The organism is Blautia sp. SF-50, from assembly GCF_900101315.1.
Classification (GTDB): domain Bacteria; phylum Bacillota; class Clostridia; order Lachnospirales; family Lachnospiraceae; genus Blautia_A; species Blautia_A fusiformis.
On the sequence record NZ_FMUW01000001.1, the window covers coordinates 114,310 to 141,046 of the forward strand.

General features: G+C 43.0%; 32 protein-coding genes and 2 pseudogenes. 11 read left to right on the forward strand and 23 right to left on the reverse strand.

The window, feature by feature from the left end:
- Positions 1 to 71: 71 nt before the first annotated feature.
- From BLP57_RS00515 to BLP57_RS00550, 8 genes and pseudogenes are all read right to left on the reverse strand, one after another.
- Positions 72 to 704 (reverse strand): DUF6040 family protein, encoded by a 633-nt coding sequence (locus BLP57_RS00515; RefSeq protein WP_242872528.1) that lies wholly within the window; start codon positions 702 to 704, stop codon positions 72 to 74.
- A gap of 13 nt (positions 705 to 717) precedes the next feature.
- Complete coding sequence (locus BLP57_RS00520; RefSeq protein ID WP_175442929.1) at positions 718 to 1,959, reverse strand: relaxase/mobilization nuclease domain-containing protein; 1,242 nt, start codon at positions 1,957 to 1,959, stop codon at positions 718 to 720.
- Entirely contained in the window at positions 1,908 to 2,288 is a 381-nt protein-coding gene (locus BLP57_RS00525) for a plasmid mobilization protein (protein ID WP_092068433.1), read from the reverse strand. The genes BLP57_RS00520 and BLP57_RS00525 overlap by 52 nt, the downstream gene beginning before the upstream one ends.
- Before the next feature lie 351 nt (positions 2,289 to 2,639).
- The gene (locus BLP57_RS17955; RefSeq protein WP_173719831.1) at positions 2,640 to 2,831 is read right to left on the reverse strand and encodes a hypothetical protein; all 192 of its coding nucleotides are present in this window, start codon (positions 2,829 to 2,831) and stop codon (positions 2,640 to 2,642) included.
- 223 nt (positions 2,832 to 3,054) lie between these two features.
- Positions 3,055 to 3,507, reverse strand: a complete 453-nt coding sequence (locus BLP57_RS00535; RefSeq protein WP_092068436.1) for a hypothetical protein — start codon at positions 3,505 to 3,507, stop codon at positions 3,055 to 3,057.
- Complete coding sequence (locus BLP57_RS00540; protein ID WP_175442930.1) at positions 3,504 to 4,448, reverse strand: ParM/StbA family protein; 945 nt, start codon at positions 4,446 to 4,448, stop codon at positions 3,504 to 3,506. Before BLP57_RS00540 ends, BLP57_RS00535 begins: the two co-directional genes overlap by 4 nt.
- A 182-nt stretch (positions 4,449 to 4,630) precedes the next feature.
- The gene (locus BLP57_RS00545) at positions 4,631 to 5,101 is read right to left on the reverse strand and encodes a primase-like DNA-binding domain-containing protein (RefSeq protein ID WP_242872529.1); all 471 of its coding nucleotides are present in this window, start codon (positions 5,099 to 5,101) and stop codon (positions 4,631 to 4,633) included.
- Positions 5,102 to 5,309: 208 nt separating this feature from the next.
- A pseudogene (locus BLP57_RS00550) lies at positions 5,310 to 5,576 on the reverse strand (ABC transporter ATP-binding protein); the annotation flags it as partial.
- A gap of 164 nt (positions 5,577 to 5,740) precedes the next feature.
- Here BLP57_RS00550 and BLP57_RS17730 point away from each other — a divergent pair.
- From BLP57_RS17730 to BLP57_RS18405, 9 genes are all read left to right on the forward strand, one after another.
- Entirely contained in the window at positions 5,741 to 5,881 is a 141-nt protein-coding gene (locus BLP57_RS17730) for a hypothetical protein (protein ID WP_021651320.1), read from the forward strand.
- 3 nt (positions 5,882 to 5,884) lie between these two features.
- Complete coding sequence (locus BLP57_RS00555; protein ID WP_092068442.1) at positions 5,885 to 6,094, forward strand: transposon-transfer assisting family protein; 210 nt, start codon at positions 5,885 to 5,887, stop codon at positions 6,092 to 6,094.
- 312 nt (positions 6,095 to 6,406) lie between these two features.
- Complete coding sequence (locus BLP57_RS00560; protein WP_175442935.1) at positions 6,407 to 7,111, forward strand: lantibiotic protection ABC transporter ATP-binding protein; 705 nt, start codon at positions 6,407 to 6,409, stop codon at positions 7,109 to 7,111.
- Positions 7,112 to 7,858 (forward strand): lantibiotic immunity ABC transporter MutE/EpiE family permease subunit, encoded by a 747-nt coding sequence (locus BLP57_RS00565; RefSeq protein ID WP_015527239.1) that lies wholly within the window; start codon positions 7,112 to 7,114, stop codon positions 7,856 to 7,858. It begins immediately after the preceding gene.
- Between the two features lie 2 nt (positions 7,859 to 7,860).
- Complete coding sequence (locus BLP57_RS00570) at positions 7,861 to 8,604, forward strand: lantibiotic immunity ABC transporter MutG family permease subunit (RefSeq protein WP_025580193.1); 744 nt, start codon at positions 7,861 to 7,863, stop codon at positions 8,602 to 8,604.
- Complete coding sequence (locus tag BLP57_RS00575; RefSeq protein ID WP_242872530.1) at positions 8,597 to 8,974, forward strand: NisI/SpaI family lantibiotic immunity lipoprotein; 378 nt, start codon at positions 8,597 to 8,599, stop codon at positions 8,972 to 8,974. The genes BLP57_RS00570 and BLP57_RS00575 overlap by 8 nt, the downstream gene beginning before the upstream one ends.
- Before the next feature lie 38 nt (positions 8,975 to 9,012).
- Positions 9,013 to 9,675, forward strand: coding sequence for a response regulator transcription factor (locus BLP57_RS00580; RefSeq protein WP_008705326.1), 663 nt, complete (start codon positions 9,013 to 9,015; stop codon positions 9,673 to 9,675).
- A complete protein-coding gene (locus tag BLP57_RS00585; protein WP_092068452.1) occupies positions 9,666 to 11,030 on the forward strand; it encodes a sensor histidine kinase in 1,365 nt (454 codons plus the stop codon). The genes BLP57_RS00580 and BLP57_RS00585 overlap by 10 nt, the downstream gene beginning before the upstream one ends.
- Positions 11,031 to 11,629: 599 nt before the next feature.
- Entirely contained in the window at positions 11,630 to 11,761 is a 132-nt protein-coding gene (locus tag BLP57_RS18405) for a hypothetical protein (RefSeq protein ID WP_255363742.1), read from the forward strand.
- 36 nt (positions 11,762 to 11,797) lie between these two features.
- On the opposite strand, the pseudogene BLP57_RS18630 reads toward BLP57_RS18405, so the two are convergent.
- The 9 genes and pseudogenes from BLP57_RS18630 to BLP57_RS00630 all read right to left on the reverse strand — a co-directional run.
- A pseudogene (locus BLP57_RS18630) lies at positions 11,798 to 11,887 on the reverse strand (TnpV protein); the annotation flags it as partial.
- A gap of 85 nt (positions 11,888 to 11,972) precedes the next feature.
- The gene (locus tag BLP57_RS00600; RefSeq protein WP_092068458.1) at positions 11,973 to 12,560 is read right to left on the reverse strand and encodes a cytidylate kinase-like family protein; all 588 of its coding nucleotides are present in this window, start codon (positions 12,558 to 12,560) and stop codon (positions 11,973 to 11,975) included.
- Positions 12,561 to 12,573: 13 nt separating this feature from the next.
- Positions 12,574 to 13,941, reverse strand: a complete 1,368-nt coding sequence (locus tag BLP57_RS00605) for an MATE family efflux transporter (RefSeq protein ID WP_092068461.1) — start codon at positions 13,939 to 13,941, stop codon at positions 12,574 to 12,576.
- Positions 13,901 to 14,143 carry a hypothetical protein gene (locus BLP57_RS17960; RefSeq protein ID WP_195274283.1) on the reverse strand — a complete coding sequence of 81 codons (243 nt, stop codon included), beginning with the start codon at positions 14,141 to 14,143 and terminating at the stop codon, positions 13,901 to 13,903. The genes BLP57_RS00605 and BLP57_RS17960 overlap by 41 nt, the downstream gene beginning before the upstream one ends.
- Before the next feature lie 8 nt (positions 14,144 to 14,151).
- Positions 14,152 to 15,519: a sedoheptulokinase gene (locus BLP57_RS00610; protein ID WP_092068464.1), complete on the reverse strand. Its 1,368-nt coding sequence runs from the start codon at positions 15,517 to 15,519 to the stop codon at positions 14,152 to 14,154.
- 9 nt (positions 15,520 to 15,528) lie between these two features.
- A complete protein-coding gene (locus BLP57_RS00615; protein ID WP_059086037.1) occupies positions 15,529 to 16,281 on the reverse strand; it encodes a response regulator in 753 nt (250 codons plus the stop codon).
- Positions 16,274 to 17,857 carry an ATP-binding protein gene (locus tag BLP57_RS00620; RefSeq protein ID WP_092068467.1) on the reverse strand — a complete coding sequence of 528 codons (1,584 nt, stop codon included), beginning with the start codon at positions 17,855 to 17,857 and terminating at the stop codon, positions 16,274 to 16,276. The genes BLP57_RS00615 and BLP57_RS00620 overlap by 8 nt, the downstream gene beginning before the upstream one ends.
- Positions 17,858 to 17,942: 85 nt before the next feature.
- Complete coding sequence (locus BLP57_RS00625; RefSeq protein WP_015527248.1) at positions 17,943 to 18,590, reverse strand: potassium channel family protein; 648 nt, start codon at positions 18,588 to 18,590, stop codon at positions 17,943 to 17,945.
- A 19-nt stretch (positions 18,591 to 18,609) separates the two neighbouring features.
- Positions 18,610 to 19,947: a TrkH family potassium uptake protein gene (locus BLP57_RS00630; protein ID WP_059086039.1), complete on the reverse strand. Its 1,338-nt coding sequence runs from the start codon at positions 19,945 to 19,947 to the stop codon at positions 18,610 to 18,612.
- Between the two features lie 306 nt (positions 19,948 to 20,253).
- Between BLP57_RS00630 and bioB the strand changes: the two genes are divergently transcribed.
- Together bioB and BLP57_RS00640 are read left to right on the forward strand one after the other, a co-directional pair.
- Positions 20,254 to 21,225 carry a biotin synthase BioB gene (gene bioB / locus BLP57_RS00635; RefSeq protein ID WP_092068470.1) on the forward strand — a complete coding sequence of 324 codons (972 nt, stop codon included), beginning with the start codon at positions 20,254 to 20,256 and terminating at the stop codon, positions 21,223 to 21,225.
- A 101-nt stretch (positions 21,226 to 21,326) separates the two neighbouring features.
- Positions 21,327 to 21,872 (forward strand): biotin transporter BioY, encoded by a 546-nt coding sequence (locus BLP57_RS00640; protein ID WP_092068473.1) that lies wholly within the window; start codon positions 21,327 to 21,329, stop codon positions 21,870 to 21,872.
- An 80-nt stretch (positions 21,873 to 21,952) separates the two neighbouring features.
- On the opposite strand, the gene BLP57_RS00645 is transcribed toward BLP57_RS00640, so the two are convergent.
- From BLP57_RS00645 to BLP57_RS00670, 6 genes are all read right to left on the reverse strand, one after another.
- Positions 21,953 to 22,840 (reverse strand): putative ABC transporter permease, encoded by an 888-nt coding sequence (locus BLP57_RS00645; RefSeq protein WP_092068476.1) that lies wholly within the window; start codon positions 22,838 to 22,840, stop codon positions 21,953 to 21,955.
- A 124-nt stretch (positions 22,841 to 22,964) separates the two neighbouring features.
- Positions 22,965 to 24,317 carry an MATE family efflux transporter gene (locus BLP57_RS00650; protein WP_092068479.1) on the reverse strand — a complete coding sequence of 451 codons (1,353 nt, stop codon included), beginning with the start codon at positions 24,315 to 24,317 and terminating at the stop codon, positions 22,965 to 22,967.
- On the reverse strand, positions 24,307 to 24,759 hold the full coding sequence (locus BLP57_RS00655; RefSeq protein WP_092068482.1) for a MarR family winged helix-turn-helix transcriptional regulator: 453 nt from the start codon (positions 24,757 to 24,759) through the stop codon (positions 24,307 to 24,309). Before BLP57_RS00655 ends, BLP57_RS00650 begins: the two co-directional genes overlap by 11 nt.
- 188 nt (positions 24,760 to 24,947) lie before the next feature.
- On the reverse strand, positions 24,948 to 25,172 hold the full coding sequence (locus BLP57_RS00660) for a hypothetical protein (RefSeq protein ID WP_207646684.1): 225 nt from the start codon (positions 25,170 to 25,172) through the stop codon (positions 24,948 to 24,950).
- Between the two features lie 133 nt (positions 25,173 to 25,305).
- Positions 25,306 to 25,614: an MGMT family protein gene (locus tag BLP57_RS00665; RefSeq protein ID WP_015527257.1), complete on the reverse strand. Its 309-nt coding sequence runs from the start codon at positions 25,612 to 25,614 to the stop codon at positions 25,306 to 25,308.
- Positions 25,615 to 25,721: 107 nt separating this feature from the next.
- Positions 25,722 to 26,255, reverse strand: coding sequence for a methylated-DNA--[protein]-cysteine S-methyltransferase (locus tag BLP57_RS00670; protein WP_092068747.1), 534 nt, complete (start codon positions 26,253 to 26,255; stop codon positions 25,722 to 25,724).
- Between the last annotated feature and the right edge of the window lie 482 nt (positions 26,256 to 26,737).

Here is a 26,737-nt window from a genome sequence, read left to right on the forward strand (position 1 = left end):
AGTGCTAAATGGATGTTCACTGAACATCCGTTTAGCACCCCATCCCCTCGACTGGTCATTAAAATGACAACTTACATATAATCAAGTTTCTTTCGGAGATACATTCTGAGTAGCATGATTCCCATATTGACAAACACAAATAACAGGATCAAATTCACAGGTAGATACCCTCTGATTACATCTCCAAGCACTGCTATCCCTGAAAGGCTTCCAATCAAAAACATCTGTGAAATTTCGTCCCACATTTTTTTGTATTGTTTTATTGTTTCCACAATCATTACCATCACAATCACCAATATAAAAAGCACAGCTACGATTGCCAGAAACCGAATAACCCACGCTTCTCCACCAGTATATGCTATTTTCTGGTTAAATCCATTATCATAGGTCGGATATATCAGCCATTCACAAAATCGAACATACCACGTAAAGGGAATACTGAAAAAATCTATGAAATCATTCTGAAAAGCACCATTTTGTATGATTGCAAACAGGATTACCGTAATATATCCCATTCCCCAGAAATATTCTATAGACTTCATACTTTCCATTCTGTCCTTTACTTCTTTTTTCGCTTTACGGATTTCCAGCTCAGCACGTTTCTTTTCGTCACGGGCTTTGGATTCTACCTGCTCCATCTTTTTCTCTGCTTCTTTCTGTTTCTTCTGTGCTTCATCTACCGCTTCAACAGATGATTTATTCACCTGTATCTGTAATTTAGAGTTCTGGTCCCGAACGTCTCTTATTTCTTCTTCGAGCTGCTCTTGCTCGCTCCTGCTCATTAATCCATTTCTGTTTCTCAGATCGTCGTTGCTCTGCTGAAGCGATTGATTCAGTTTCTGCGTTTCGGACAGTTCGGTTGTCAGACGCTGAATTTCTACGGTTGATTTCCGAACTTCTTCTCGCAATCTCTGCCTGTCGGATAAGATCATCTGTTTCTCTTCTTCCAGTGTCTGTATCTGCTTTTTCTGTGTTCGCATGAACTCTTTCGCTTTCTCGAAACTCTGTACGAGAATATCCCTCTCCACTTTGAGCTTGATCGGTGATTCCTCTGGCATCTGCGATGGTTGCGTCAAGCTCTCTGTAATAGTTTCTGAGTTCTTCGGTTGCTCTGCTGTCTCTGTTTTCTGTATCTCTGGATTTTTGCCTATTTCCATTAAATTCATTCTCTAAACCCTCCTTGCTGATGTCCAAATGGAAAGTTTTTGACAGATTGCTGTCTCGCACTTTCTTCCCATCCTGGTTCTGAAAGGTGATGTGTTTCCGTTTCTCTGTCCAGTTTACATTCCATCCAAACTGTTTCATTTTTTCTATAAACTTTTCTTTACTGATACAATTTTCCAGTGCTTTTAACACTGCCATTGCGCAATCCGCTACAAAGCTGTCTTTCACCTGCTGTCGGAACAGATTATATTTATCTTTGCTCCATGCAATGACTTCCCCTTTTTCAATTTGACTTCCATCAAAGTGCTTTCCTTTTTCGGCTACTGTCAGTCCACGTTCTCGGCACATCTGATTGGTAAGCTGTTTCATACGTTCCAGATCCTTTTTGGTGTTATGCAGTTTTCTTCCATCTTCATAACTCACAGAATTTGTAACCAGATGACAGTGAATATGCTCTTTATCCTTATGCACAGCCACTAAGGTCTGGAATCCACTGAACCATTTTTCTGCAAACTCTTTTCCAAATTCTAATGCCTGCTCCGAAGTAATCTGCTCGTCCTTATGCCAGGAAATAATATTGTGGACATACATTCTCCCAGTATCTTTGTTCCACATCTTCTTTTCTTCCAGAAAGGTTCTGTACACCAAATCATAGTTAATCTCATCATGGCAGTACGGGCCTGTTATATAGGTAAGCAGTTTGCCGGTCTTGTCTTGTCGTAAAACATATTCGATACAATTTCTCATTGCTCCATGTGTATTTGTCCGCTTATTAATCGTCTTATTAACAGCCATACCCTTTCACTCTCCTTCCGGTACTTGAGGATATTTTTATTGAGGAAATACAGCATACTGTCATTTGGAATTTCTCCATCTGTATGCAGTTTTCTTGCAATCTGATTGATATTTGTAGTCGCTCCCCGGAGCTGACAAAGGATATCTGCAAACATCTGGTTCAGTCTTTTCAGTTCTTCCACTTCCTCTACTGATGCTATCTTCAAGTCTGCGATTGCTTTTATCACAACTTCCTGCTGTGTTTTTCCGGATTCTTTGACTTTGCTTTGAAGCAGATCGTATTCTGCTTTATTCATCCGTATGGTTACTGTATGATTTCGTTTTCTCATAGGCTTTTGTCTCCTTTCCTTACTTGATTTTCATTCTTTATTAACAAACACAGCGTTTCGGCTAAAATTTACAGGAATTCCATAAGGGGCAACGCCCCTTTGGTGGGTGCAGGGTAAAACCCTAGTCAATCAGTAAGTGTTCCGCAGGAATGTCCGGTGGACATTTCGCAGGGATACTTACGCTATTGACGTGCCGGGGTTCCAAGGGGCGGAGCCCTCTGGCAAGTTTAGGAACAGCCCAAAGGCTGGCTCCGGTGCAGAGTGGCTTGCCACTTTGCGAAACTTGCCTGTCATCTCCCCACCACTGAACTAGCACCAGTCAAGTAACATTTCTCCTCTGCGTTATCCAACCTAAATAGAGATGACGGTGGTTTTGTGGTGCAGGAACTGACTGTGGAAGAAAGAGAAAAGCTCCCCTTTCGATAGATTTTCTCTTTCTGAAACAGGCTGTTCGTGCATCACTCCGATGCGAAGTATCGGACAATCATGTGCCGTATCCGGCACTCTATTCTTTTCTTCGCCTTGCTTGTTCAATCCACCCATCTGCCAACGCTTTTCTGTTATATTTTCCTGCTATTTCTGTCTTTCTTTTTCTGGATCTCTTTCCATTTCTGCTAAAAAACATAAAAATAGCAGTCATAAACATTTCTCCAATTCATAATGTCTGAAATGTCACCACTGCCATTGTCTTTTTCTGCTATTCTGTTTTTGTAAAGCTATTCCTTACTGTCAGTCTGTTTTCCTGTTACTGCTATTTCATAACCATCTAAAAACTGTCTGCAAAATCCAGTGCTGCATCCATATCAGCTTCTTTCTCCCAGTCCAGATTATCTTCTGCGATCTCTCCATCCGTTTTCTCCATTGTTAGTATTCTGTCCGGCAGATTAATTTCTCCTACCGATTCTTTTACAAACGGTACAAGCATTTCCATCAGATTCTTCGCTATAGCCATCGGGGCAGATTCTTTCACTCCATCCCGGATAGCTGTTTCCACTCTTTCCAAAAACGCATCTTCCTTTTCTCTGGTTTCCAGATACGGATCTGCTTCATTACTGTACTCTCTGGAAAAATAATCGTTTAAAGCAACTACAACTGCTCTGGTGTACGATTTATATTTTTCTCTGTCCATCGTCTGCAAATATTCCCATGCCTGCCTGTCCTGTTCATCACAAAGATTCAAACGGATATTTGTATCGATGATTTTCCGTTCTTTTCTCATACAAGCATCCCTCCGTTTCTCTGGATTTTCCTTACGCTCATTGCTTCATAACCTTTCGCTGTGGCACAGATGTCCCGTACAATCGTTACACGGCTCTTGTCATATTCTCCAAAATTCTGGATCATACAACCGCCACCGCCGACCACATACAGACGCATCAGTTCTGGATTATATTCCCGTTCTCTCAGCTTATGGAAGATTTCTTTCGTATAATCTCCGGCAGCTTTACGAATGACTGTCAGATATTTCTCACCAATATCTGCTGTCCCGGTACGGATCACCTGCTCAATCACCAGATCGTCCACCACTGTTCCCAGTTCTTTCAGCAGGGATTCCCTTACAGCAAGCACACACTGATGCGTTCCATATTTCTCTGTAAAGCATTTCTTCTCTAATGGACGGGAATTGTTGATATACATGATGTTCATAGTTCCGTTTCCAATATCCACAAGCATGTTGATTCCTTTGAAATCCTGTAATCGGTAAAAGGCTGCTGCAAACCCCTGTGGGTAAATATCAGCTCCTGCAAACTCTACATGGTAGTCTTTGTTACGGAATGTAAAATCCACACTTTCATTCTGGAGAAGATATTTCTGAAAGTCTTCTTTCTGTGTAGCTACCCAGGTAAGGGGAAGTCCGGCTGCGATATGTACCGTTGCCCGGTTCATTCCTTTCCCATCAAGTTCTCTTGCGATAGCCGCCAGTGTCAGCACATAATAGTCCTCGTCCTGCGTTTTCTCTGCACAGAACTCTTTGTGTTCCTCTCCAATCTGGTAATACATACCATTGTAAACAAGAAGATTATTCTGGAAGATTGGCTCCTTGTCATATCTGGCTACACCGGATGGAAAGCATCTGGTGGCAGTTTTCATGTTTCCATACCCATGATCAATCCCGATCACCATAACTGTTTCATTATTGTTGTTTTTCATCATTCGCATAATCATACCTCACACTTTCTTAATTTTTATTTTTTACTTATTCCCAAATTCGGGAAAAACCTATATTTCGTTGATACATGAAAAAGGGCAGTCAGTGTAAAAAAAGCAAAATATTATGTACTCTGGCAGCTATCTTTGTTATTTCTCCTGCTCCGGTAACATTTCTTTTTGCTTATTTTGCCCTAAATGCCCTTAATTCCCTGATTCATATTTAATTGTAACTGTTTATAATCTATATCTGTTTCTTCAAAAGGTATTCTTTCTTCTGGATCTACAGGACAAAAATCTTCTTCCTTAACTGCAATATCCTGATAATAAAACTCACCATTGTACTGCTTCAGAAGGAAACCTTTATCTGTCATATTCCTGAAAAAGTTGGATTTACCATGCCCCTGTCGGCCATTCTCTTTGCAGTATTCCTCATACATATGGAACACTTCACTTCGTTTCAGACGTTTTCCTTTAGCACGCACCAATGACTCATCAATAAAAGCACAGATACTATCTGACGTGAGTGCTAATTTTTTTACAAAGAATTTCGCCCCGTAAAATGAAAAACTAATTTCCGTTTTTAGCCCTTTATGTTCTTTTATTGGAAGGTGTTTCTTTACGAGCTCAAGTTTCAACTCCTTACTATACTGTTTCCTAGACATAAAAATATGCTCCTCATATGATAGATTTTTGGATATTTCCATTGTCTACCATATGGGGAGCATATCAATCCAACGGTTTTCAGTGCTTTTTTCATATTACTTTATTGAATATCCCTCATTCTGCCTATATAAGTGAAACTTAGCGAAACTTAAATTAAATCTCTTTCAGACAATTCAATTTGGATATTCACCAACTGTGGATTATTTCTCAGTGCACCAGTTTCCAACTTACCGCCTGCTGCCTTGCATCCACAAATCTCTTATAAATACCTTCCTGTTTCATTAATTGCTCATGTGTTCCCTGCTGTGCAATTCTTCCTTTTTCAACAACCGCAATCTGGTCTGCATGTCTGACTGTTTTTAATCTGTGGGCAATCATAATAATCGTTTTTTCCTTTGTAAGTGCATCTACTGCATCCATAGAATTCTGCAGAATCGCCTCGTTTTCCGGATCCGTGTAAGCAGTAGCTTCGTTCCGATTAGCACAACCAGCGCAAACCCGCATAAAACCGGGACTTTTCAAAAATCTAAAGACAATTAAACCTCTCTATAATCACACCTGAAATGCCTTTTTCGTAAGTCTGCGACGAAAAAGGCATTTCTTTTTGCCCAAGGAAAGGAGGTGACGGGGTATATGCCATGATTAACAAAGATGAGCGCCGTGATGTGAGTATTCGCAAGCCCCGGCCATCTATCCGCAAGCAGCTTGCCGACAGCAAACAGGCCACCAGCCCGAAAAAGGCGGCGGCCAGAACCAAGAAAAATGAATTGGAGGTATGAGGAATGATGCACTTTACCGTGGAAGAAGAAAATTTGATCTATATGTACCACAACGCAGACCGACGCAGAACGATAGGCAAGATCACCGCAGCCATGCCGGGTATGGACGGGGATATGTGGACGCTGGCCCAGCAGACCCTTTCCAAGCTGAAACGTATGACGGATTCTGACTATGACAGCCAGAAATTCTATTTCACAGACGAGAACGAATAAATAACAACAGACGCCGGGCGCGGCGGCCATGTGGCCGCTTGCGTCCGGCGTCTGTTCTTTTTGCCTGTTCCTACGCATTTAGAATCCAGTATTGGCGGGGATAGGATAAAACACTCACATACCCCGCCGACTATGCGGGAAAAACCTTGAAATATAGGGCTTTTTAAGGCCCTAAATGCGTAGGTTAGTGCTTTGTTGCGATATGCTCCACAGTTACGGTGTATTGTTCATATTCTGTTTTCGGGAATCTTTATGAAATCTTCAAAATTGCCCGGTATGCTATCCGTAAAATCAAAGAAAGGACTTGATTATATGGATATGATTTTGAAAACGACTGACCTCTGCAAAAATTTCAAGGGGCAAATGGCGGTAAACAATGTGTCACTGAACATCCGGCGCAACTCGGTTTATGGTCTGCTGGGGCCGAATGGGGCTGGCAAATCCACGATCTTAAAAATGCTCACCGGCATTTTGCGCCCCACATCGGGAAGCATCGAGTTTGACGGCCACCCGTGGAAGCGGAATGATCTGGAGCATATCGGTGCTTTGATTGAGATGCCCCCGCTTTACGAAAATCTGACTGCATACGAAAATCTCAAAGTCAGAACTACATTGCTCGGCCTGGACGATGCACGAATTAACAAGGTATTGCAAATTGTCCAGCTCACGAATACCGGCAAGAAACGGGCCGGGCAGTTTTCTCTTGGTATGAAGCAGCGGCTTGGTATTGCTATTGCATTGCTGAACAGTCCCCAGCTTTTGATTCTGGATGAACCGACTAACGGCCTTGACCCTTTAGGGATTGAGGAACTTCGAGAGTTAATTCGCTCTTTTCCCTGCAAAGGGATTACAGTTATTTTGTCCAGCCATATTCTGTCAGAAGTCCAGCAGATTGTAGATCATGTGGGTATCATTGCTGGCGGCGTCCTTGGATATGAGGGAGAGCTTCGCGCCGGTGAAGATTTGGAACAACTCTTTATGGATGTTATTCGCAGAAATGGTAAGGAGGGATATTAAATGGAGATGGCATATATTCAGGCAGAGAACCTAAAGCATAAGAGAACTTTCACAAAAACGCTGATCGTTCTGGCCCCGTTTGTAACTGCGCTTATGAACTTTTTTGCCCCTCTTTGGTTCCAGCTCAATTCTTATAATTGGTGGTATAACCTGCTTTATCCTGGATTCCTTACGCTCACCTGTGCCTTGATTGAACAGCGGGATAATGGCAAACTAAAATATCGTGCCGTTGCTTCATTGCCTGTTTCGCAGAACAAAGTCTGGAAAGCAAAAATTGGAGTGGCCGGTATTTACTCCTGTGTGGGGAATTTCATTTTCCTGGCACTAAATCTGTTGGGCGGTTTTGCAATATTAGTTATCAACGAAATTCCCCTGACAATCGGAATTTGCCAGGCTGCGGCCGGAACAGCTTGTATTGTCATTGCAAGCCTATGGGAAGTTCCGCTGTGCTTATGGTTATCAAAAAAAGTTGGTATCTTTGTCACGGTTATTCTTAATGCCGGACTTGGAAGCGTTTTAGGGATTTTCACGGCTACAACCTCTTTGTGGATGATCTGCCCGTATAGCTGGGTGCCGCATCTTATGATTTCCGTGTTAGGTATTTTGCCTAATGGTGAGCCGGTTGCAGATCAGAGTACGGCAATGGCATTTTGGATGATTATACTTGTATTGGTCATTTCGCTGGCCTGGTTTGCGGCGCTGTCATTTTTAACTGCAAGATGGTTTGAGAAAAAGGAGGTGGGGTAACTATGGTATCTGTGGTTCGCTGCTGGAAAGCAGAATATCAGAAGTGTAAACATAGCATTTTGCTCTATATGCACAGCATGATTCCGATTATATGTGCGGCGATTTTTGCGGGTTACTATCATATATCCAGATGGGAACTGGCAACCAAAATCAGTGCCTATCTGGAAGTGCTGGCCGTTGCGTTCCCGTTTCTGATCGGCATTATTGTGGGCCTGGTTGTTCAGATCGAAAATCAGGCCGGGCATTATCAGCTTTTGTTGGGAACAATCCCATCTCGCATGGCAACGTATATTGGTAAACTTGGTTTTCTGATGATCTGTGCTTTTGGCGCAACATTTTTAGCGTTAGGAACATTCGCTGCACTATATAGGGATGCTCCGGCAAGCCTTTACCTGAAAGCAGGGATTCTATTGTTGATTACCATGCTTCCCATTTACCTGATTCATTTGTTTGTGGGAATGAGCTTCGGAAAAGGTGCATCTATGGGATTGGGAATTGCAGGGAGTTTAATAGCTGCCCTTATGATAACAGGGCTTGGTGACGCTACATGGAAATATATTCCCTGGGCCTGGGGCGTTCGTGCTATGGATTACACTGTGCTTGCATGGGATAGCCCCCAACTGTATGCACAGGTAAAAACCGATTTTTTCAGCGGTATGATTATTTCTGTATGCTGCACTGTTTGTCTGCTGATTGCCAGTTTGGTTTGGTTTCATGGTTGGGAGGGAGGTAAAAACAGTGAATAAAAAGTGCCTGTTTGCCGTGGTAATTATGCTTGTAAGTCTTATATGCTTATCGGCCTGCGGTGCGCTCCGCGATACCGCCGATAAAAATAAGGCGTTAAATGAATCTCTGCCGTATTATGAGCTGAACGCCGCAAACTATGATGAAATTTCATATAACGGCCTGACATATACCATAACGGATGAATGTCTTGAAATGTCAGAACTGCAAGAAGAAATCGGGCAGGTATCGAAACGCTTCAAAAATGTGGCGGGGGAAGATTTCAGTTTCGGCTACGTTTACAGTATTGTGAATGTGGATATAAGCAATGCCGTAGCTGTAAATATCAACAATGAATATCGGAAAGCTGACATTAAAAATAATGATGAGTAACCTCGACAATGTGGTATAATGGGGCGGGAGGTGATTTTTTGACCCACTTACTTGTAGTTGACGATGAAGTTTCTATCTTGGAATTGATTAAGAACAGTTTGGGGAAAGATGGATATTTGATAACAGTCTGTCAAAATGCGGATGATGTAGACATCAAAAAGCTGCATTTCTATGACCTCATTCTTTTGGATGTGATGATGCCTGGCACAGACGGGTTTGAGTTTTGCAAACAGATCAGGAATATGGTAGACTGCCCGATTCTCTTTCTGACCGCAAAGACATTAGAGGAAGATATATTGTTTGGATTGGGCATCGGTGCGGATGATTATATTACGAAACCTTTTCGTATTCAGGAGCTTCGCGCCCGTGTCGCGGCACATTTACGCAGAGAAAAAAGGGAGCATCACAGCACACTTTCATTTGAGCCTGATATAAGATTTGACCTTTCCGCAAAGGTACTGTATGTTTCAGAACAGCCGGTTCCCCTTACCAAAAGCGAGTATTCAATCTGTGAATACCTTGCGAAAAACCGGGGACAGGTTTTTACAAAAGAACAAATCTATGAAGCCGTTTTCGGGTTTGATGGAATAGGCGATAACTCTACGATCTCAACGCATATAAAAAATATTCGTGCGAAATTGGAGCATTTCAAAATAAGTCCGGTCAGCACCGTATGGGGGATAGGATATAAATGGGAGTGAAAAAGAAACCTACATTGAAAATATTGTTTCGCCAGTTTGCTATCTCCCTCATTGTCATGCTGGTAGCGGCAATTATTGTCCCTTCTGGTTTGGAGGGACTTGCTGTAAATGCTGGATTAGCTACAAGAGCAAATCTAAGTGAATTGCAGGTAAAAGAGATCATTCCAACGCTGACGATTGCCCCGGATATTACAAAGGTTGTGATTCCACAGGGATGCGGCTACTTAATTCTGGACAAGAACTTTAATGAGCTTTACAGCAATATGGACGATGATGAAAAAGAAATTGCCCTGCTGTACGCAAAGGGAGAATATATTGAATATGCTACGGGGAGGCAGTTTGCACTTGTTGTCCGGGAAAACGAATTTTGCGTTTTAAGGTATTATATTGGTTCTCAATTTACAGTGTCATGGCTACCGGAATATTTTCCATCTCCTGACACGCTTGCGTTTATCCTGATGGCTGTAAATTCGCTGCTGGTCATTATCATACTGACCGCCAGATTTGCTAAGAACCTGCGTACACAACTGACCCCGCTTTTTGAAGCAACTGCGGAGGTTTCAAAGCAAAACCTTGATTTTGAAGTAGGACACGCCAAAATCAAAGAGTTTGAAGATGTCCTTGCATCTTTTTCAGATATGAAAGATAATCTGAAAATTTCGTTAGAACGGCAATGGAAAACCGAACAGACACAGAAAGAGCAAATCGCCGCGCTTGCCCATGATTTGAAAACGCCTCTGACGGTTATTCAAGGAAATGCTGATTTACTCACAGAAACAAATCTTAATGATGAGCAACGATTATACGCTGGTTACGTCGTGGAAAGCTCCGGCCAGATGCAGTCATATATTCAAACCCTGATTGATATATCACGGGCGGCGGTTGGTTATCAGCTCCATATTAAAAGTATAGACTTGCCAGCGTTCATGCAGCACTTGTTCGGTTATATGGAATCACTATGCCGGACAAAAGAAATCCGGCTGCAAATGAATACTGTTTCACTCCCTCAAATGCTGAAATTTGATAGGGTGCTGATAGAACGTGCTATTATGAATGTTATCAGTAATGGGCTGGACTACTCCCCGCAAGGCGGAACGCTTTATGTGGATGTTCAGAGTAACAACGGTTTCGTGGAAATTTCAGTCACAGACGAGGGAACGGGGTTTTCTAAAGAGGCATTATGCCACGCACAGGAACGGTTCTATATGGGCGATCAAAGCCGCAATTCAAAGTTACACTTTGGTATGGGTCTATATATTACAAATTCGATTATGGAACAACATAATGGTCAGCTTATTTTAGAAAATTCAAAAGAAACCGGCGGCGCAAAGGTTACTATGAAACTTCCTTGCTGATTTTCCGATAGTGTAATGGACGTCTTTTATGTCCGTCCATTTTTCAAATCTTTATGGAATCTTCAAAAATTCCTCTTATCATGTATCTAAAGAAAAAACATCTGCCCAGCGGCAGAAAAGAAAAAAACGCTGCTGGGCAGACCCATTTTCACGCTTAATTTATATTCAATGGTGGCGGTTTTGAGAAATCAAGGCCGCTGCTTTCTTTCTGTCATTCCCAGCAGTTAAAGGCATGGCGGCCCACGGGAGGACGCCGCCATGCTGTTTTACTATCATTATAATCTAATCCACTTCTACCGCTTAAAAAAAGCCTTGCCCCGCCACGGGAATATTCCGGCTATGAGTATGAACTATACCATGTAAGAAAACAACAAAACGCTTCAAATCGTCGCCCGGTAGGTTTACGACCTGCCGGGCGATTTTTGTCGATTTTCGCGGATTCTCATTTCCGGCAAAAAATCAGATGGAAAAGGAGGCGGTCAGCAGACCAGGGCCAGCATAGGCCCCTGACGACGGACAGGATCATCCTGCTCACTCCCCACGGAAAGGGGGTGAGAAGATGAAAGTTACCCCTGATGATTACGGGAGGCGCTGCCAGTTTGACCATTTTTGCAAGCTGGTACTGTACCATGAAGCCGTTGACTACTTCCGGGAAAGGAAGCGTCAGCGTGGCTGGGAAACATCCTTTGAAACGCTGCCGCTTTCGGAACTGGACACGCTATGCACGATAGATCAGTACCCCAGCGACAGTTTTATATTTCCGGCCTATACTTGCCAAGTTGCTCCATCTGCTCACCGGATTTATAGGTGAGATTCAGGATCAGATATCCATTTACATTCGTGTACGTTATATAAATAGGACATTCGCAATCCGCTTTCGCTACTTACTCATGAATGCTCTCATCACATTTTCTTTAATCCACTTTCACCATGAGGATTTCATTATTTACTACATTCCATAACAAGCTTCTCACATCTGTCATATCCAAGCTGTGAACTATTCAGACACAACGTATAATTACTGGCCTTTCCCCATTTCTGATCGGTGTAAAAATTATAATTCGTCATACGCCTTTTATCTGTATCTGCCATCATTTTGACAGCTTCCTTCTCTCCTACATTATATAAACCCATAATACGCTGTGTTTTTTCCGGCATATTCCCATGGATAAATACATTCAGTACATCATCTCTATCTTTCAGAATATAATCTGCATTTCTTCCGATAATCACACAAGATTCCTTATCAGCCAGTTCTAAGATAACCTTTCTCTGTGCCTCATACACCATGTCTTCTACTGATTTTCCTGTGATATCACGTCCGGCAAATGCATATGCAAACAAGCCTTTTTTCGGAGACAGTTCCGCACTTTCCTGAATATATTCCGGAGATAAACCAGACTTTTCTGCGATCTCATTGATAATGTTTTTATCATAATAAGCGAGTCCCAATTTTTTCGCTAATTCTTCTCCGATAAAGCGTCCGCCGCTTCCAAATTCTCTACTGATCGTAATGATTCTTTTCACCATTTCCAGTTCCTCCTTAATTCAAAACATCTACTTTATTTTTTCTGATTCTCTTTAAAAATACATATCCTACAAAACAGGAAACTATTTCCGTGATCGGAAATGCCCACCAGATCAGTGAAACTCCCATCTGATCATTTCTGACAAACATAGAAAAGATTCCAGCCAGCGGCAGGATAATAATAAACTGTCTCAAAAGCGAAATAACCAGCGATTCCACACCACCATCCAGTGCCTGATAAATGCCCTGATAAGCAACATTGATTCCTGCGAACAGGAAACTTATAGAAATCACTCTCATTGCTCCGATAAAATATTCTCTCGACTGTCCCGCATTAAACAGCGTTGCAAATGCCCCAGGGAAAATCTCTGTGATTGCAATTCCCAGAATCATTAACACAATTGTATAGATCAGACCATATTTGATCCCATCCTGAATTCTCTTCTTACTTCTCATTCCATAAGCAAATGCAATGATTGGGGTGATTGCATCTCGCAGACCAAAAGCAAGAAACAAAACAAACTGCTGTACCTTATAGAACAGACCATAGGCCGTCTGTGCTGACGGATCGAACTTTAGGATCAGGTTCATTACATAAACCATAATGGACATCAGCGCCTGAGCAATGATTGCCGGAAGTCCGATTGCATAGATCTCCTTGATAATTTCGCCATCTGGCTTCATATATTTCGCCCCATGCTCGAATTCCTTATTTAATTTGATATGAAAAATGAACAGTAATACTGCTGATGCTACCTGTCCAATTACAGTTGCGTAGGCTGCGCCTTTCACTCCCATTTCCGGACAAGGTCCAATACCGTAGATCATGATCGGATCAAGGATGATATTTACAACCGCTCCAACCACCTGACCAATCGTGGAATAAAGAGAACGGCCTGTTGCCTGAAGTAACTTTTCAAATAGAGAAAAGAAAATAATACCAAAAGAAATCACGCAGCATATCCTCAGATAGCTGACCCCCATCTCAAGTACTTCTGTATCTACTGTCTGCGATGAAATATATGCTTTCACCCCAAAGATACCAAACAATAAGCAGACCACATAAATGATCACTCCCAGAAACAGACTGTTTCCTGCTACCTTTGCAGCTTTTTTACTGTCTCCCTGTCCAAGTGTCCTTGCAAGAAGTGCATTGGTTCCTACACCGGTTCCAATCCCCACTGCCACCATAAGCATCTGCACCGGAAATACCAGTGTCAAAGCATTTAGTGCTACCTCACTGCCTGCTTTCATATTTCCCACAAATGCACTGTCTACAATGTTATAGACTGCCTGCAATGCCATAGATAGGATCATCGGGATTCCCATTTGGACCATCAGCTTATTTACCGGCATCTCCTTCATCTTGTTGCTTTCCGCCATTTTGTTTTAACTCCTTTCTTTTTAGCACAAAAAAAGTGCGCACCTTGTCATATAAGCTGGACTTACGCTGACACGCTACACACTTTTTCATGGCGATATTCATTTTTGCAAAATGAAAACGAGTAGCCGGTAAACTGGATTTACGCTTACTTGCTACTCGTTTCTTGTAATTATATTGCCTCTTTTTCAAAAAGTCAAACAAAATTTTTCTTACATTGCCGCAACCAACTTTCCCGCAGTAAGTGCAGCTCCATATGCAGCCTCTTCTTCATATTCAGGAATCTCCATCGGCATTTTGAACATTTCTTCTGCCAGTCTTCTCATCAGCGAGTTTCGGCGAATTCCGTTTCCGGAGCCAGTCAGGCGTGTGGCCTTTTTTCCGGTGAGCTGACACATCTGCTCATACTGCTCATGCAGTTCGTTAAGGATCCCACAGATCACACCGACCGTCAGTGCACCAGGATGAAAATTCTCTACACCGATTCCTGCGATCATGCCCCTGTGAGACGGATTACTTCTTGTCCCTGAAAAAGCTGTATCTACTTTCCATGCAGCTTCTTTTCCGTATTTTTCAATAAATTTTTCTGCCTGCTCCTGCATCCGGGAATACAGTCTTTCTTCAGTTTCTGCAGCTTCTCTGTAAAACTGTTCCAGCATCGCATACGCACGACCACCACACAGGGAAGCTCCCACGAGGATATAGCTGTTTTCGGTACAGGGGCGAAGCTCCACACTGCCGCTGCATTCTATAAACTTCTCTGTCACTAAGGAAACCTGGCTGCCGGTTCCTACATTCAAGAGCACGGTATCTTTAAGATTCCGGACGGAACCAAACAGACTCGCCTGATTGTCACCGATCGATCCCATTACCGGCACACCGGCTCTTGTTTCTCCGATAAAAAAATGTCCCTTTCTTACTTCCGGCAGATAAGAAGTATCTACGCCGGCCTGCTCCAGGGCTTCATACAGAAACTCCTGTTTTCGCAGGTCAAAGCAGCCCCAGCTTGCCGCCATGTCAAGTCCGATAACAGGGACAGTATTTTCACACAGCCGCATAGCAATATAATCACTGATCGTCGTCATCCTTACAGCATCCTTCGGGATCTGATCTTTCTTCTGAAGATAAAAATGTGTCACTACACCATATCCGGACGCCGCCGCACCTACTCCCTGCAAAAGCTCTGCACAGGTTTTTCCGTTTTCCAGCGGAATCTCTCCGCTTCCATCCTGCCAGGTATAGAGAGGACTCACTGCCTTGCCGGAAACATCCACATACAGCATTCCATGCATCTGCCCTGTAAACCCTATTCCATCTGGCAAACCATTCTCCTTCTGCTGCTTTATAAGAAGCTCCCGGACGATCTCATAGATCCGTTCCGGATCCTGCAGCTTCTGTTCCGGCTTACTGCTCCGCAGAAAAGAATTATGCTCCACTGTTTCCTTTGCAAGCAGCTTTCCCGTTTCTGTATCTGTCATTACGACACTGACTGTTGTTGTGCCGATATCAATCCCCATGATCTTCATCGTCTGTTTCCGTCCTTTTCTGTGATCTTTACTATAGAAAAAAACTGTCATCATATGAGATGATTATATTATCGTTTGAGGATTAATGCTATCTTTTTTGGTTTCCTGCTCAGGTTTCTCGATTCTGAGCATGCGATATCCAATTCCTATGTGCGTCTGGATATATTGTACACCGTTTTTTTCAGGCTCCAGTTTTTTCCGCAGTGTTGCCATAAAAACCCTGAGAGAAGCAACATCGTTTTCCGAGCAGCGTCCCCAGATCTGCTGAGTAATATATGTATGTGTCAATACTTTTCCAACATTACGGGATAAAAGGCAGAGCAACTTATACTCAATGGGCGTCAGATGCAGTTCTCTGTCCTTCAGGAATGTGCAGCCAGCCGTGTAATCTATCTTTAATCCACCATTTTCAAAAACAGATGTTTCCGGCTGTTTTCCTGACTGCGTTATGGCAAGCCGTCTTTGGCTGACACGGATACGCGCAAGTAATTCTTCTACTGAAAATGGTTTTGTGATATAATCATCTGCACCCGCATCCAGTGCCTCTATTTTGTCCATATCTTCACTTCTGGCACTGATCACGATGATAGGCATATTCGACCAGGTACGGATTTTCTTTATTACCTCTACTCCTTCCATATCAGGAAGGCCCAGATCCAGAAGAACGATATCCGGATTGTGTGATGAAGCCTCCAAAATGGCTGAAGCTCCATTTTCTGCAGCCAGATATTTATAGTCATGTGTTTTTAATGTGGTAACGATCAGGTTCCGTATGGGTCTGTCATCCTCAACCACCAGAATTAATGTCTTATTCATTTAATGTCACCTCGCTTAATGGTAAAGTAAAAGTAAAATTACATCCATGCGGAGCATGATCTGAAAGAACCAGTGTTCCATCGTGAGCTTCTATGATAGAGCGGCAAAGTGCCAGGCCAAGCCCCAGACTCCGTTGGCTGTCTGCAACGGTTGTTTTCCCTGTATAAAACATCTCAAAAATATGTGGCTTCATTTCATCCGGGATCCCGGGGCCGTTATCTTCCACGCTTACCTGTGCTTTCCCGGCTTTTTTGAACCCCCGAATGCTGATGACAGAGCCTGACGGCGTATATTTTATCGCATTATCGATCAAATTTACCAGAACCTGTATAATAAGATGCACGTCCATACGTGTAAGAACAAGTTCTTCACAGTCCGCCACGATCTTATACGCATCATGCTTCCGGCTGACATGCCGGAGTGACTCTGCTATTACCTCATCCAAAAGCTGATCCGTAAATTTAAACTTCAATCTTCCATCATTGAGCCTGGTAATGGAAAGCAGATTTTCCACAACTCCGATCAGCCACTCTGAATCCTCATGAATGTCCGTGTAGATCTGATACCTTGTAGCTTCATCCAGACGGTCACTGTTACTGAGAAGCATATCTGCATTTCCGGAAATAGAACAAAGCGGAGTACGCAGGTCATGGGAGATCGCCCGAAGAAGATCGCCACGCAGCTGCTCATTTTTTGCTAAAACCGCATTTTTTTCTTTTTCTATGGCATTTTGTACATTCTCCATTGCAAGTGCACATTCATTTATTACAGACAGCAGGATGCTGTATTCATAAGAGTCCAGTGTTTCTTTCTGCAGAGGGATCCCGATTACGCCATAAACATTATTCCCGCTTCGAATTGCCAGATATAAGCATTTTGCCTGTGAGAAATACTGTGTGGATGCGCCGGCACGCTGTCTGTTTTCATAAGTCCATCTGGCCGCCTGTTGTTCTTCCTGTGTCAGAAAATCCTCTGTGCTCTCTTTTTCCCCGGAAAAAAGCTTTCCTTCTGATAAAGTTCCATTTTCCACAACATATGCCGTGATGCTACGGTTTAACAGGCGTATCAGCTGTGTACAGGTAACTCCGAGGATTTCTGTCTCACTTTTTGCCTTTTGCAGCAGACGATCCGTATCAAACAGAACCTGTGTGCGAAAGGCAATCTGTGAAGACAGCTTTGCATGCATTTTCAGCTTTGCCGCAAGGGTTCCTGTAAGTACGGACGAAATAAGCATTATGAAAAATGTCACCGGATATCCCACCGCATATGTCTCAAAAGACATCCTTGGCTCCATCAGAAAAAAGCAAAATAAGAATACACTTAAAAAGGAGCCGGCTACACTGCAAAGATAACCATCTGTCACGATCGAAGTGATCAATACGCCCAAAATGTATATCGTTACAATATTTGTATCTGTAAGATCCAGTTTCTGAAACAGCAGGCCGATCAAAGTGCATACTGCAAATATAAAAACCGTCAGCAAGTAATCTTTTGCAGACGGTTTTTCCACATACCATGCAAATGGCCGTTTCGGATAGGTTCTGTTTTTTACTGTATCCTCCATTTTCAAGCTCATTCTGTCATTCTCCTTCTACTGCTGTTTTCTGGAATTATATCACGCAGCTGTTCTGTGGTCAAAATTTTTTCTTCATGGCAATGAGCTATATGCGGAAGCACTTCTGAAGAGCTCTGTATTCTCCTAATACCAGTAATTTATCATTTTCTGCAAAATATGTTTCCGGTGAAATTGCAATACTGAATTCCTCTTCATTTTTTACTGCCAGAATATTAATATTGTAGCGTTTTCTGATGTCAAGTCCACCCACTGTTTTTCCAACCCATTCTTCCGGCACTTCCACTTCAAAAATTGCATGGGAAGCATCCACCTCCATATAATCCAGTATATGATCATCTGTATAACGGAAGGAGGCCCATTTTGCCACCTGCTTTTCCGGATAAACTACCTTATCGGCACCATTGCGTAAAAGAAATTTTTCCTGAACATCACGTTCAGCTCTGGATATCACCAATTTTGCACCCAGTTCTTTTAGAAGGGATGTTGTTTCAAGAGAATTTTGAAAGCTCTCTCCAATGGTCACAAAACAAATGTCATAGTTTCCAATTCCAAGGGACTGTAAAAATTCAGCATTGGTGCTGTCACCAATCTGAGCATTCGTCACAAATGACAGTACTTTGTCCACTCTTTCTTCCTTCCAGTCAACTGCCATAACTTCATGTCCCAGCTGATTGAGCTGCATGGCAATATGTCTTCCAAACCTTCCAAGTCCAATAAGCAATACATTTTTCATAATATTATTTTTCTCCTTCTTATCCAACTGTGATTTTTTCCAGAGGGAGCTTTGCATTTCCCTTATTTCTTCCGGAAAATACCGCATAGATCAGGGTCAGACCACCTACACGTCCCAGATACATCAGTATGATCAGCACGACTTGTGAAAAAACATGAAGTTCCGGTGTGATTCCCAGAGTCAGACCTACCGTACCAACAGCTGAAGCAGCTTCGTACAGACAATCTAAAAGCGGAAGGCCTTCGTACACACTGATCGCTATTCCGCCGCCAAAGAACAAGGCAAAATATAACATGGCTATTGTCGCTGCATTTTTTATCACATGATATTCAAGTCTTCGCCCAAAAGCTCCTGCATTTTCCTGACTTCGAAATGTCGCAATTGCATTTAAAATAAGTACTGAAAAAGTTGTTGTTTTCATTCCACCTGCTGTAGATCCCGGTGAACCACCAATTAGCATTAACAATATCATAACTGCTTTTGATGCCTCACTCATCTCTGAAATGTTTATAGTATTAAATCCGGCAGTTCTTGTCGTTACCGATTGAAACGTTGCTGCTAACAGGCGTTTTCCCATGGGTAATTTTGTCAGATCACAGATATAGAAAAAGACTGCCGGAAATAAGATCAGACATGCGGTAGTCATGAGAATGATCTTGCTTTGCATGCGGTAGCGTTTAAAGTTCAGTTTATTTGTATAAATATCATCCCATGTGAGAAAACCGATTCCTCCTGTAATGATCAACAGCATAATTACCAGATTTATAAGTATATTTCCTGAATACCCAGTCAGCGATGGAAACATACTGGAATCTGTCCCCAGAATATCAAAGCCGGCATTACAAAAAGCAGAGATTGAATGAAAAACTGACATCCAGATTCCCTTTTTTCCATAATCTCCCATAAAAACCGGCAGCAGCAACACCGTCCCTGCAGCTTCGATCAAAAATGTTCCCCTCAAAATAAACCTTGTCAGTCTGACGATTCCTCCAACTTTAGGTGCTGAAATTGCATCCTGCATGGTGCTTCTTTGCATGAGGGATATTTTCTTTCCGGAAAGAAGGGAAACAGACGCAGCCACAGTCACTACTCCAAGCCCACCTGTTTGTATGAGTGCAAGAATGATCGTCTGGCCTGCCAGGGACCAGTAGCTTCCAGTGTCCTTTACCACAAGACCTGTAACACATACCGCCGAAGTGGCTGTAAAAAGTGCCTCATGAAATGGTGTGATCACTTTCTCCGCAGAAGAAAATGGAAGCATCAGCAGAACGGTTCCCAAAAGGATCACTCCTGCAAACCCCATGATAATCAGCTGAAAAGATGTCATATGTTTTTTCTTATATGATTTTTCCGGCATAAATGATCAGAACTCCTTATCAATACTTTTAACAGTGCTATCCTCGTAATGCATTTTATTATATATAACTACTTTCAAAGATAGTATAAAAGTCTCTGCTTTCGTATTAAGATTTTATAAAGATATGATATTGAATTGAGAATTATTTTAACCGAATCAAGGAAATTACCTGCTTTGATAAGTCTAAGCAATACCTTAATACTACAGTTTTTAATTGTAAACTCATTTTATATTTATGGTTGACAATAGATATTTCTATGTGATAAAGTGATACCCGTACAAAAAAATCAAAAGGAAGGTATTGACATGAACACTGCAGCATGCGAAAAAGAAGCTCCATCGCTTTCCAGAGATGAAGCCATTGCAATTTTAGATACTCCGGACGAAAAACTTGAGGCACTGATCGACCGTGCCAGCAGTTTACGTTACAAATATAAGGGAAACCGGGTAAGCATCCACATCCTTACCAATGCCCGCAGCGGTAACTGTTCCCAGGATTGTGCCTACTGTGCCCAGTCATGTCGTTCCACTGCCGATATTGATAAATACAAATGGGTAGATGAAGACAAATTATATCAGGACAATGATTTCGTAAATGATTATCATTTATCCAGACATTGTATCGGACTGAGTGGTATGAAATTTACAGATAAAGAGATCGAGGAGCTGGCCCGCAGGATCCGCAAAATGAAAGAACACGGAACTCATCTCTGCTGCTCCATAGGCTTTCTCACAGAGCACCAGGCAAAAATGCTCAAAGAGGCTGGTCTTGACCGGATCAACCATAATCTGAACAGCAGCCGTTCCTTTTATCATAACATCTGCAGTACACATACCTTTGACCAGCGTGTCCGGAACATCCATATGCTTCAGGGACTTGGTTTCGAGATCTGCAGCGGCGGTATCATTGGCATGGGTGAAAGCAAGGAAGACGTTGTTGACATGCTTCTGGAATTACGTGAGATCCAGCCGGAAGCACTGCCGATCAACTTTCTTCTTCCGATCAAGGGAACTCCTCTCGGAAATGCAGATATTTCCCAGCTGACAACAGAATACTGTATGAAGGTCCTCTGCCTGGCAAGACTTCTTGTACCTAAAGCAGATATCCGATGTGCTGCCGGAAGAGAAGTTTATTTTAAAGGCGAAGAAAAAAAACTGCTCAGTGTTGTAGACTCTATTTTTGCTTCCGGTTATCTTACAGAAGGTGGTCAGGGAATCGAAGACACTCTGAAAACCATTACGGATGCAGGATTCACCTATGAGATTGAATCTGCGTAAGCATCCTTATGGACATATGACCTGTCATACACACTTACAGCATTTCATTACTTACCCAAACCAGTAAATATATTACCTTTTTCAAAGGAGGCTCTTTTAATATGAATCAGACAAATACTGTCTCTGCACCACGTACAAAAACCTACGAGATCACCATGACCGCTCTTATGGCAGCTGTCACCTGTATTCTTGCGCCGCTGTCCATTCCGATCGGTCCGGTTCCGATCTCATTTACCAATCTTGCCATCTATCTGTCCCTTTATCTTCTCGGATGGAAAAAAGGAACCATCAGCTATCTGATCTATCTGCTGCTTGGCCTTGTAGGTCTTCCGGTATTTTCCGGATTTACCGGCGGCCCTGCAAAGCTGGCCGGTCCTACAGGCGGATACATCATCGGCTTTATCGTTATGGCTGTTATTGCCGGACTGGTAATTGACAACTGCCATAAGCCTCTGATCCAGCTCGTTGGTATGATTGCAGGAACAATTGTATGCTATCTTCTCGGAACTATATGGTTCTGCATCGTTGCAGATTCCACTTTTAAAGCAGCTCTTGGAATCTGTGTAATTCCGTTTATCCCGGCAGATCTCATAAAAATGATCATCGCCATGATCATCGGACCAATGATAAAGAAACGGATCCGATAAGCTGAAGCTCTGATACGCCCAAAGAGGCAGCAGGAAATTTCCAACATTTCCTGCTGCCTCTTTATCGCGTTTCATTTTTCTTATCTGAGTTTTTTCTTCAGTTCCTGGATCAGTTCAAAATAATCTCTGTGCTTCATCTCCGGGAAAGCCTTAATGATTCTTCCCTGGCCGAATACCGTATGGTTTGTGATAGAGCTTGACAGCTCATCAAACTGTGCCTGAAGCTCCGCTTTCTTCATTCGAAGCATTTCGGCAGATTTTTCTCTCTGAGCCACAGTCGCATCTCTGAGCTCTGCCTTAGCAAGAGCAACCTGAACCTTTCCTTCTCCCACCTTCTGTGCTGTATCAATGGTAGTTGTTGCCAGAGTATCACTGAGCTTATCACTCACGATCCGCAGATCCGCACGTACCTTATCTAGTCGGGTAAGCTTCTTATTCAGTCCGCGGATCACCGCCACTGTTACAATAAGATCAGCCAGATACACCGCATACAGAATTGCCATAACAGCCCATTCCAGTGTGGAAGGTGTATGAGAAGCCTGACGCTCCACATACTTCTGAAAAACCTTTACGACCATCACAATGGCAAGTCCCCATATCAGGGAAAACTCAAGACAGATATAGCCGTGAAAATTCAGCGGCTTATTAGAATAATCCCACCATCTTGCATGGAAGCATACATCCAGAAGCCATCCGGCAACCAGCTCTACCGCAGTTGCAAGAACGATTCCAAACAGAAAGATCATTCCCTCACTCATCTGATGTCCGCCGCTCTGAAGCGTATTAAGCAATGCAAACACGGAAAGTACACCAAATCCGTACACCGGGCATACCGGACCGTTGAGAAATCCCCGGTTTATAACCTTTCCTAAGGTTACTGCATGGAAGATAACTTCAACGACCCATCCTCCAAAAGAATAAAACAAAAAATACAGACATATCTGAAAATACGTCATCCCGCAAATCATCCTGTACTCCTCCTTTACAGCTGTCAAGATTCCGGCAGCTATTTCAGGGGTCAGTACCATCACCTCTGCCGGGGTGATTCTGATTATATCATATCACCCCTCTCATTTACATCCCTTTATCCGGTCATTCTTCCGAAACAATTTCTTTTTTCACACGGGTAAAGTACAGAAAGAATCCAATGTTCAGAATGATTCCCACTGTGGTAGATACCGGTGCTGCAAGACCGATCTTTGTCAGGCTGGCATCCGGCTGGATACTCATAAAGTACGCCATTGGAAGTCGTACCAGAAGCGTCTGGATCAGGCCCTGGACCATAACCCATATGGTCTGGTTGTTTCCGTTGAAATAGCCTATCATACTGAACAGAACAGCCGTTACCAGTGTCTCCGGAGCAAACCCCTTCAGATAATCAAAGCCCTTTTGGATAACGCCGGCATCTGTTGAAAAGAATCCTGCCAGCACATCACCCTTCAGCAGGATCAGGATAAATACCAGGCATCCCACAGACAGGCCAACTCCAATTCCCGTAAGCATGGATTTTCTCGCACGTTTCGGCTTTCCTGCTCCTACGTTCTGTGAAACAAAGGAGGCCATGGACTGCATTAGGGAGCTTGGAACCAGCATGGCAAAGTTTACGATCTTACATGCAACTCCGTAACCGGAGGATGCTTCCAGACCCAGGCGATTGACAAATGCGCACAAGGCCAGGAATGAAATCTGGGTCAGGAATTCCTGAAGTGCCAGCGGCAGTCCGATCTTTAGGAAACGTCTGCACTGGGGATTCAGCCGGAAATCTTTTTTTGTAATGGTAAACGGAAGCTTCTTCTTTATCAGCAGAACTACTGCAAATACAACACTTAAGGCCTGAGCAGAAACCGTAGCAATAGCTGCTCCTGCTGCATCCATATGTAACCCGGCTACCAGTACCAGATCTCCGATCACATTTACAATACATGCTACCAGCACAAACAGCAACGGAGATTTACTGTCACCAAGGCCACGGAAAATAGCAGACAGTAGGTTATACGCAACAATAAAGAAAATTCCGCTGCCACAAATCCGTACATAAGATGCAGTCAGCGCTACCGCTTCTTCCGGTGCCTGCATCAGCATGGAAATCGGATGTGCAAAGCCTACCATAACAATAAACAGCACGATAGAGATCATGGTAAAGACGATTGCAGCCCCACCGATAACGGAGCCGATCTGCTCCGGTCTTTTTTCTCCAAGATAACGTGCGATCAGAACTGTGATACCCATAGCAAACTGGATCACTACAAAGGTAACCAGATTCAGTACCTGACTTCCGGTGGAAACCGCTGACAGTCCGGATGTGGAACCGAATCTTCCAACTACAAGAAGATCGACCGCACCATAGGCAGCCTGCAGGATCAGCGCACCGAGTACCGGCATCATAAATGCAACCAGCTTCTTCAGGATATTTCCCTGGGTAAAATCTGCCTTATCATTTGTCATAATGTTCCCTCCTGTCACACATGATCTGATAAAATTTCCCGATGGTTCGGATCATATTGTCTGCTTCTTCTTCGGAAATCTCTGAAAGATAGGGCGCCAGACTGCTGAAATAATCCTGATCATACTTCCTGGAAAGCCTCTCTCCTTTTTCTGTTATGGAAATGTAAGTAACGCGCCCGTCATCCGGAGACATGAGCTTCTGAAGATATCCCTTTGCCTCCATTTCTTTCACTGTTCTGGTAACACCCGGACGCGGAAGGTTCATGGCATCACTGATATCAGAGAGCCGGATATCCTTTTTTTCTCTCTGCAGAGAATGGATCACATCCAGATACTGTATGTAGGATGGCATCACCCCCTGGGGCAGTGGCGGAAGCATATCCCGGATCCGCTTTGCCTGATAAAATGCATCAAACATCCGCTTGATCTTTTCATTTGTCATAAAAAAACTCCTCATATAATTATCTTGGTTAATTACCACTGATAATTATATGAGAAATTTATGATTTGTCAAGCATGTTTTATTTTTCTGTTACAGAGTAGCTTTCTATTACAGAGTAGCTTTCTATTAATCTATGCTTCTAATGCCTCTTTCAGAGAAGCTTCAAAGATCTCAAGTCCTTTCTCCATCTACTCATCGGTCATGGTAAGCGGTGCAAGGTTCAGATATCTGGCCTGTGCCATCACACGCTCTCGGCTTAAATGTTCTGCATCCAGAATAGAGGAAGACAGCTGCTCTGCGGCGTTTCTGTCCTTTTCCTCCAGCACGAGTTTCCGGCTGTCGTTGGTGACACTGGGATTTATCAGAACTACGAATTCTCCTCCATGGATATAGTTATTCAATCCTGTATTCACTTTTGATGCACTGCAGGCAGTCTGCAAAATAGCCCCATCGTACAGACTACTCCAGACCGTTTTCCCCTGCTTTCAGCTTCAGAACTTCTGTAAGCTCCGGGATCTGCATCATATTTCTACAATTCATAAAACACTACTCCTCCCACTGATACTGCTTCATATCTACACATCCATTTGCCTTAAACTCCACACCCTCGTCTTCCAGAAGCATCTTCTGCTCTCTCCAGCCTGGTGCAGTACGCCCTGCATGGTTCACAACTCTGTGGCAGGGATACTTCCCGTAAAATTCTGCCATACCTAAGACTTTTCCTACAAGACGTGAATTTTTATCCCGCCCGATCAGACGTGCGATCTGTCCGTAGGAGGCCACTTTTCCCTCAGGTATCTCTTCCACCACGGACAGTATCTCGTAGATTAAATCTTCATCCAGTATTTTTCCCATAATTATTCCTCCGAAATCCTGCTGGCAATTTTCATAGCATGCTTTCATAAATAAAATATCTGTCTTTTCGTGGACGCCTGCACCAGACCGTCCTCTCAGCCTGAGTTTTACAGTGCAGTTCCTTTCTTTGGAATAAACAAACGGCTCATATCTGTATGTTCCAGCTTGAGAAGTGAAATTTTTTTGTCAATTCCTCCGGCATAGCCCGTCAAGCTTCCATTTGTTCCTACGACTCGATGGCAGGGAATGATAATGGAAATTTCATTATGTCCAACCGCACCGCCTACTGCCTGGGCGGACATATGGGAAGTGTTTTTCATCACTGCAATTCTGCGCGCAATTTCTCCATATGTGATCGTCTGTCCGTAGGGAATCTGTAATAAAATCTTCCACACTTCCTGTCTGAATACTGAACTGGTGGGATGAAGTGGCGGAGTAAATTTCGGTTCTTCACCGGAGAAATATACATCCAGCCATTTTTTTGCTTCTGTGAGAATTTTCGTTTCCTGTGGAACATAATCTTCCGGAAGTGTATTTGCAAAATATTTCTGTCCTTCAAACCACAGACCGGTAAGTCCGATTTCATCTGCGGCAAGTAAAATATCTCCGATTAGCGATTTATATTTGCATGTGTATACCATATTTCCCCCCACATTCATTTATCTCTACAATTTTTTCTATAGGATTCCTCTTAATTAACGCAAATGTCACATGCGCGTCCCCTCTGCACTTTCCTCTACATTGTGAGTTTTATCCCAACAAGCAGCAGGAGATTGCTGACATTCTTGACAATTTATAATATTATACCATTTTTGTTCTGAACATGCTATAATGCTGTTGCTGCCGAACCTCCAGCTGAAAGGATTAAACCACCTTACATAAACGAAACAAAAACCCCCGGAAGTCTCGACCACTTCCGAGGGTTTTGCTTTGCCCATGATAAGCATAATTACTTTCTTTAGCTACACACATCATAGTCCATTCACCGCAAAAAGTCAATTATTTTCATTCGAAATATGATATAATGCAGATACAATCCTGAATGAAAGAGGTGAACACCATGCAGAAATATGTTGCTTTGTTCTTTACCCTTCTGGCCGGGAACATTGTTGGCCACTACATC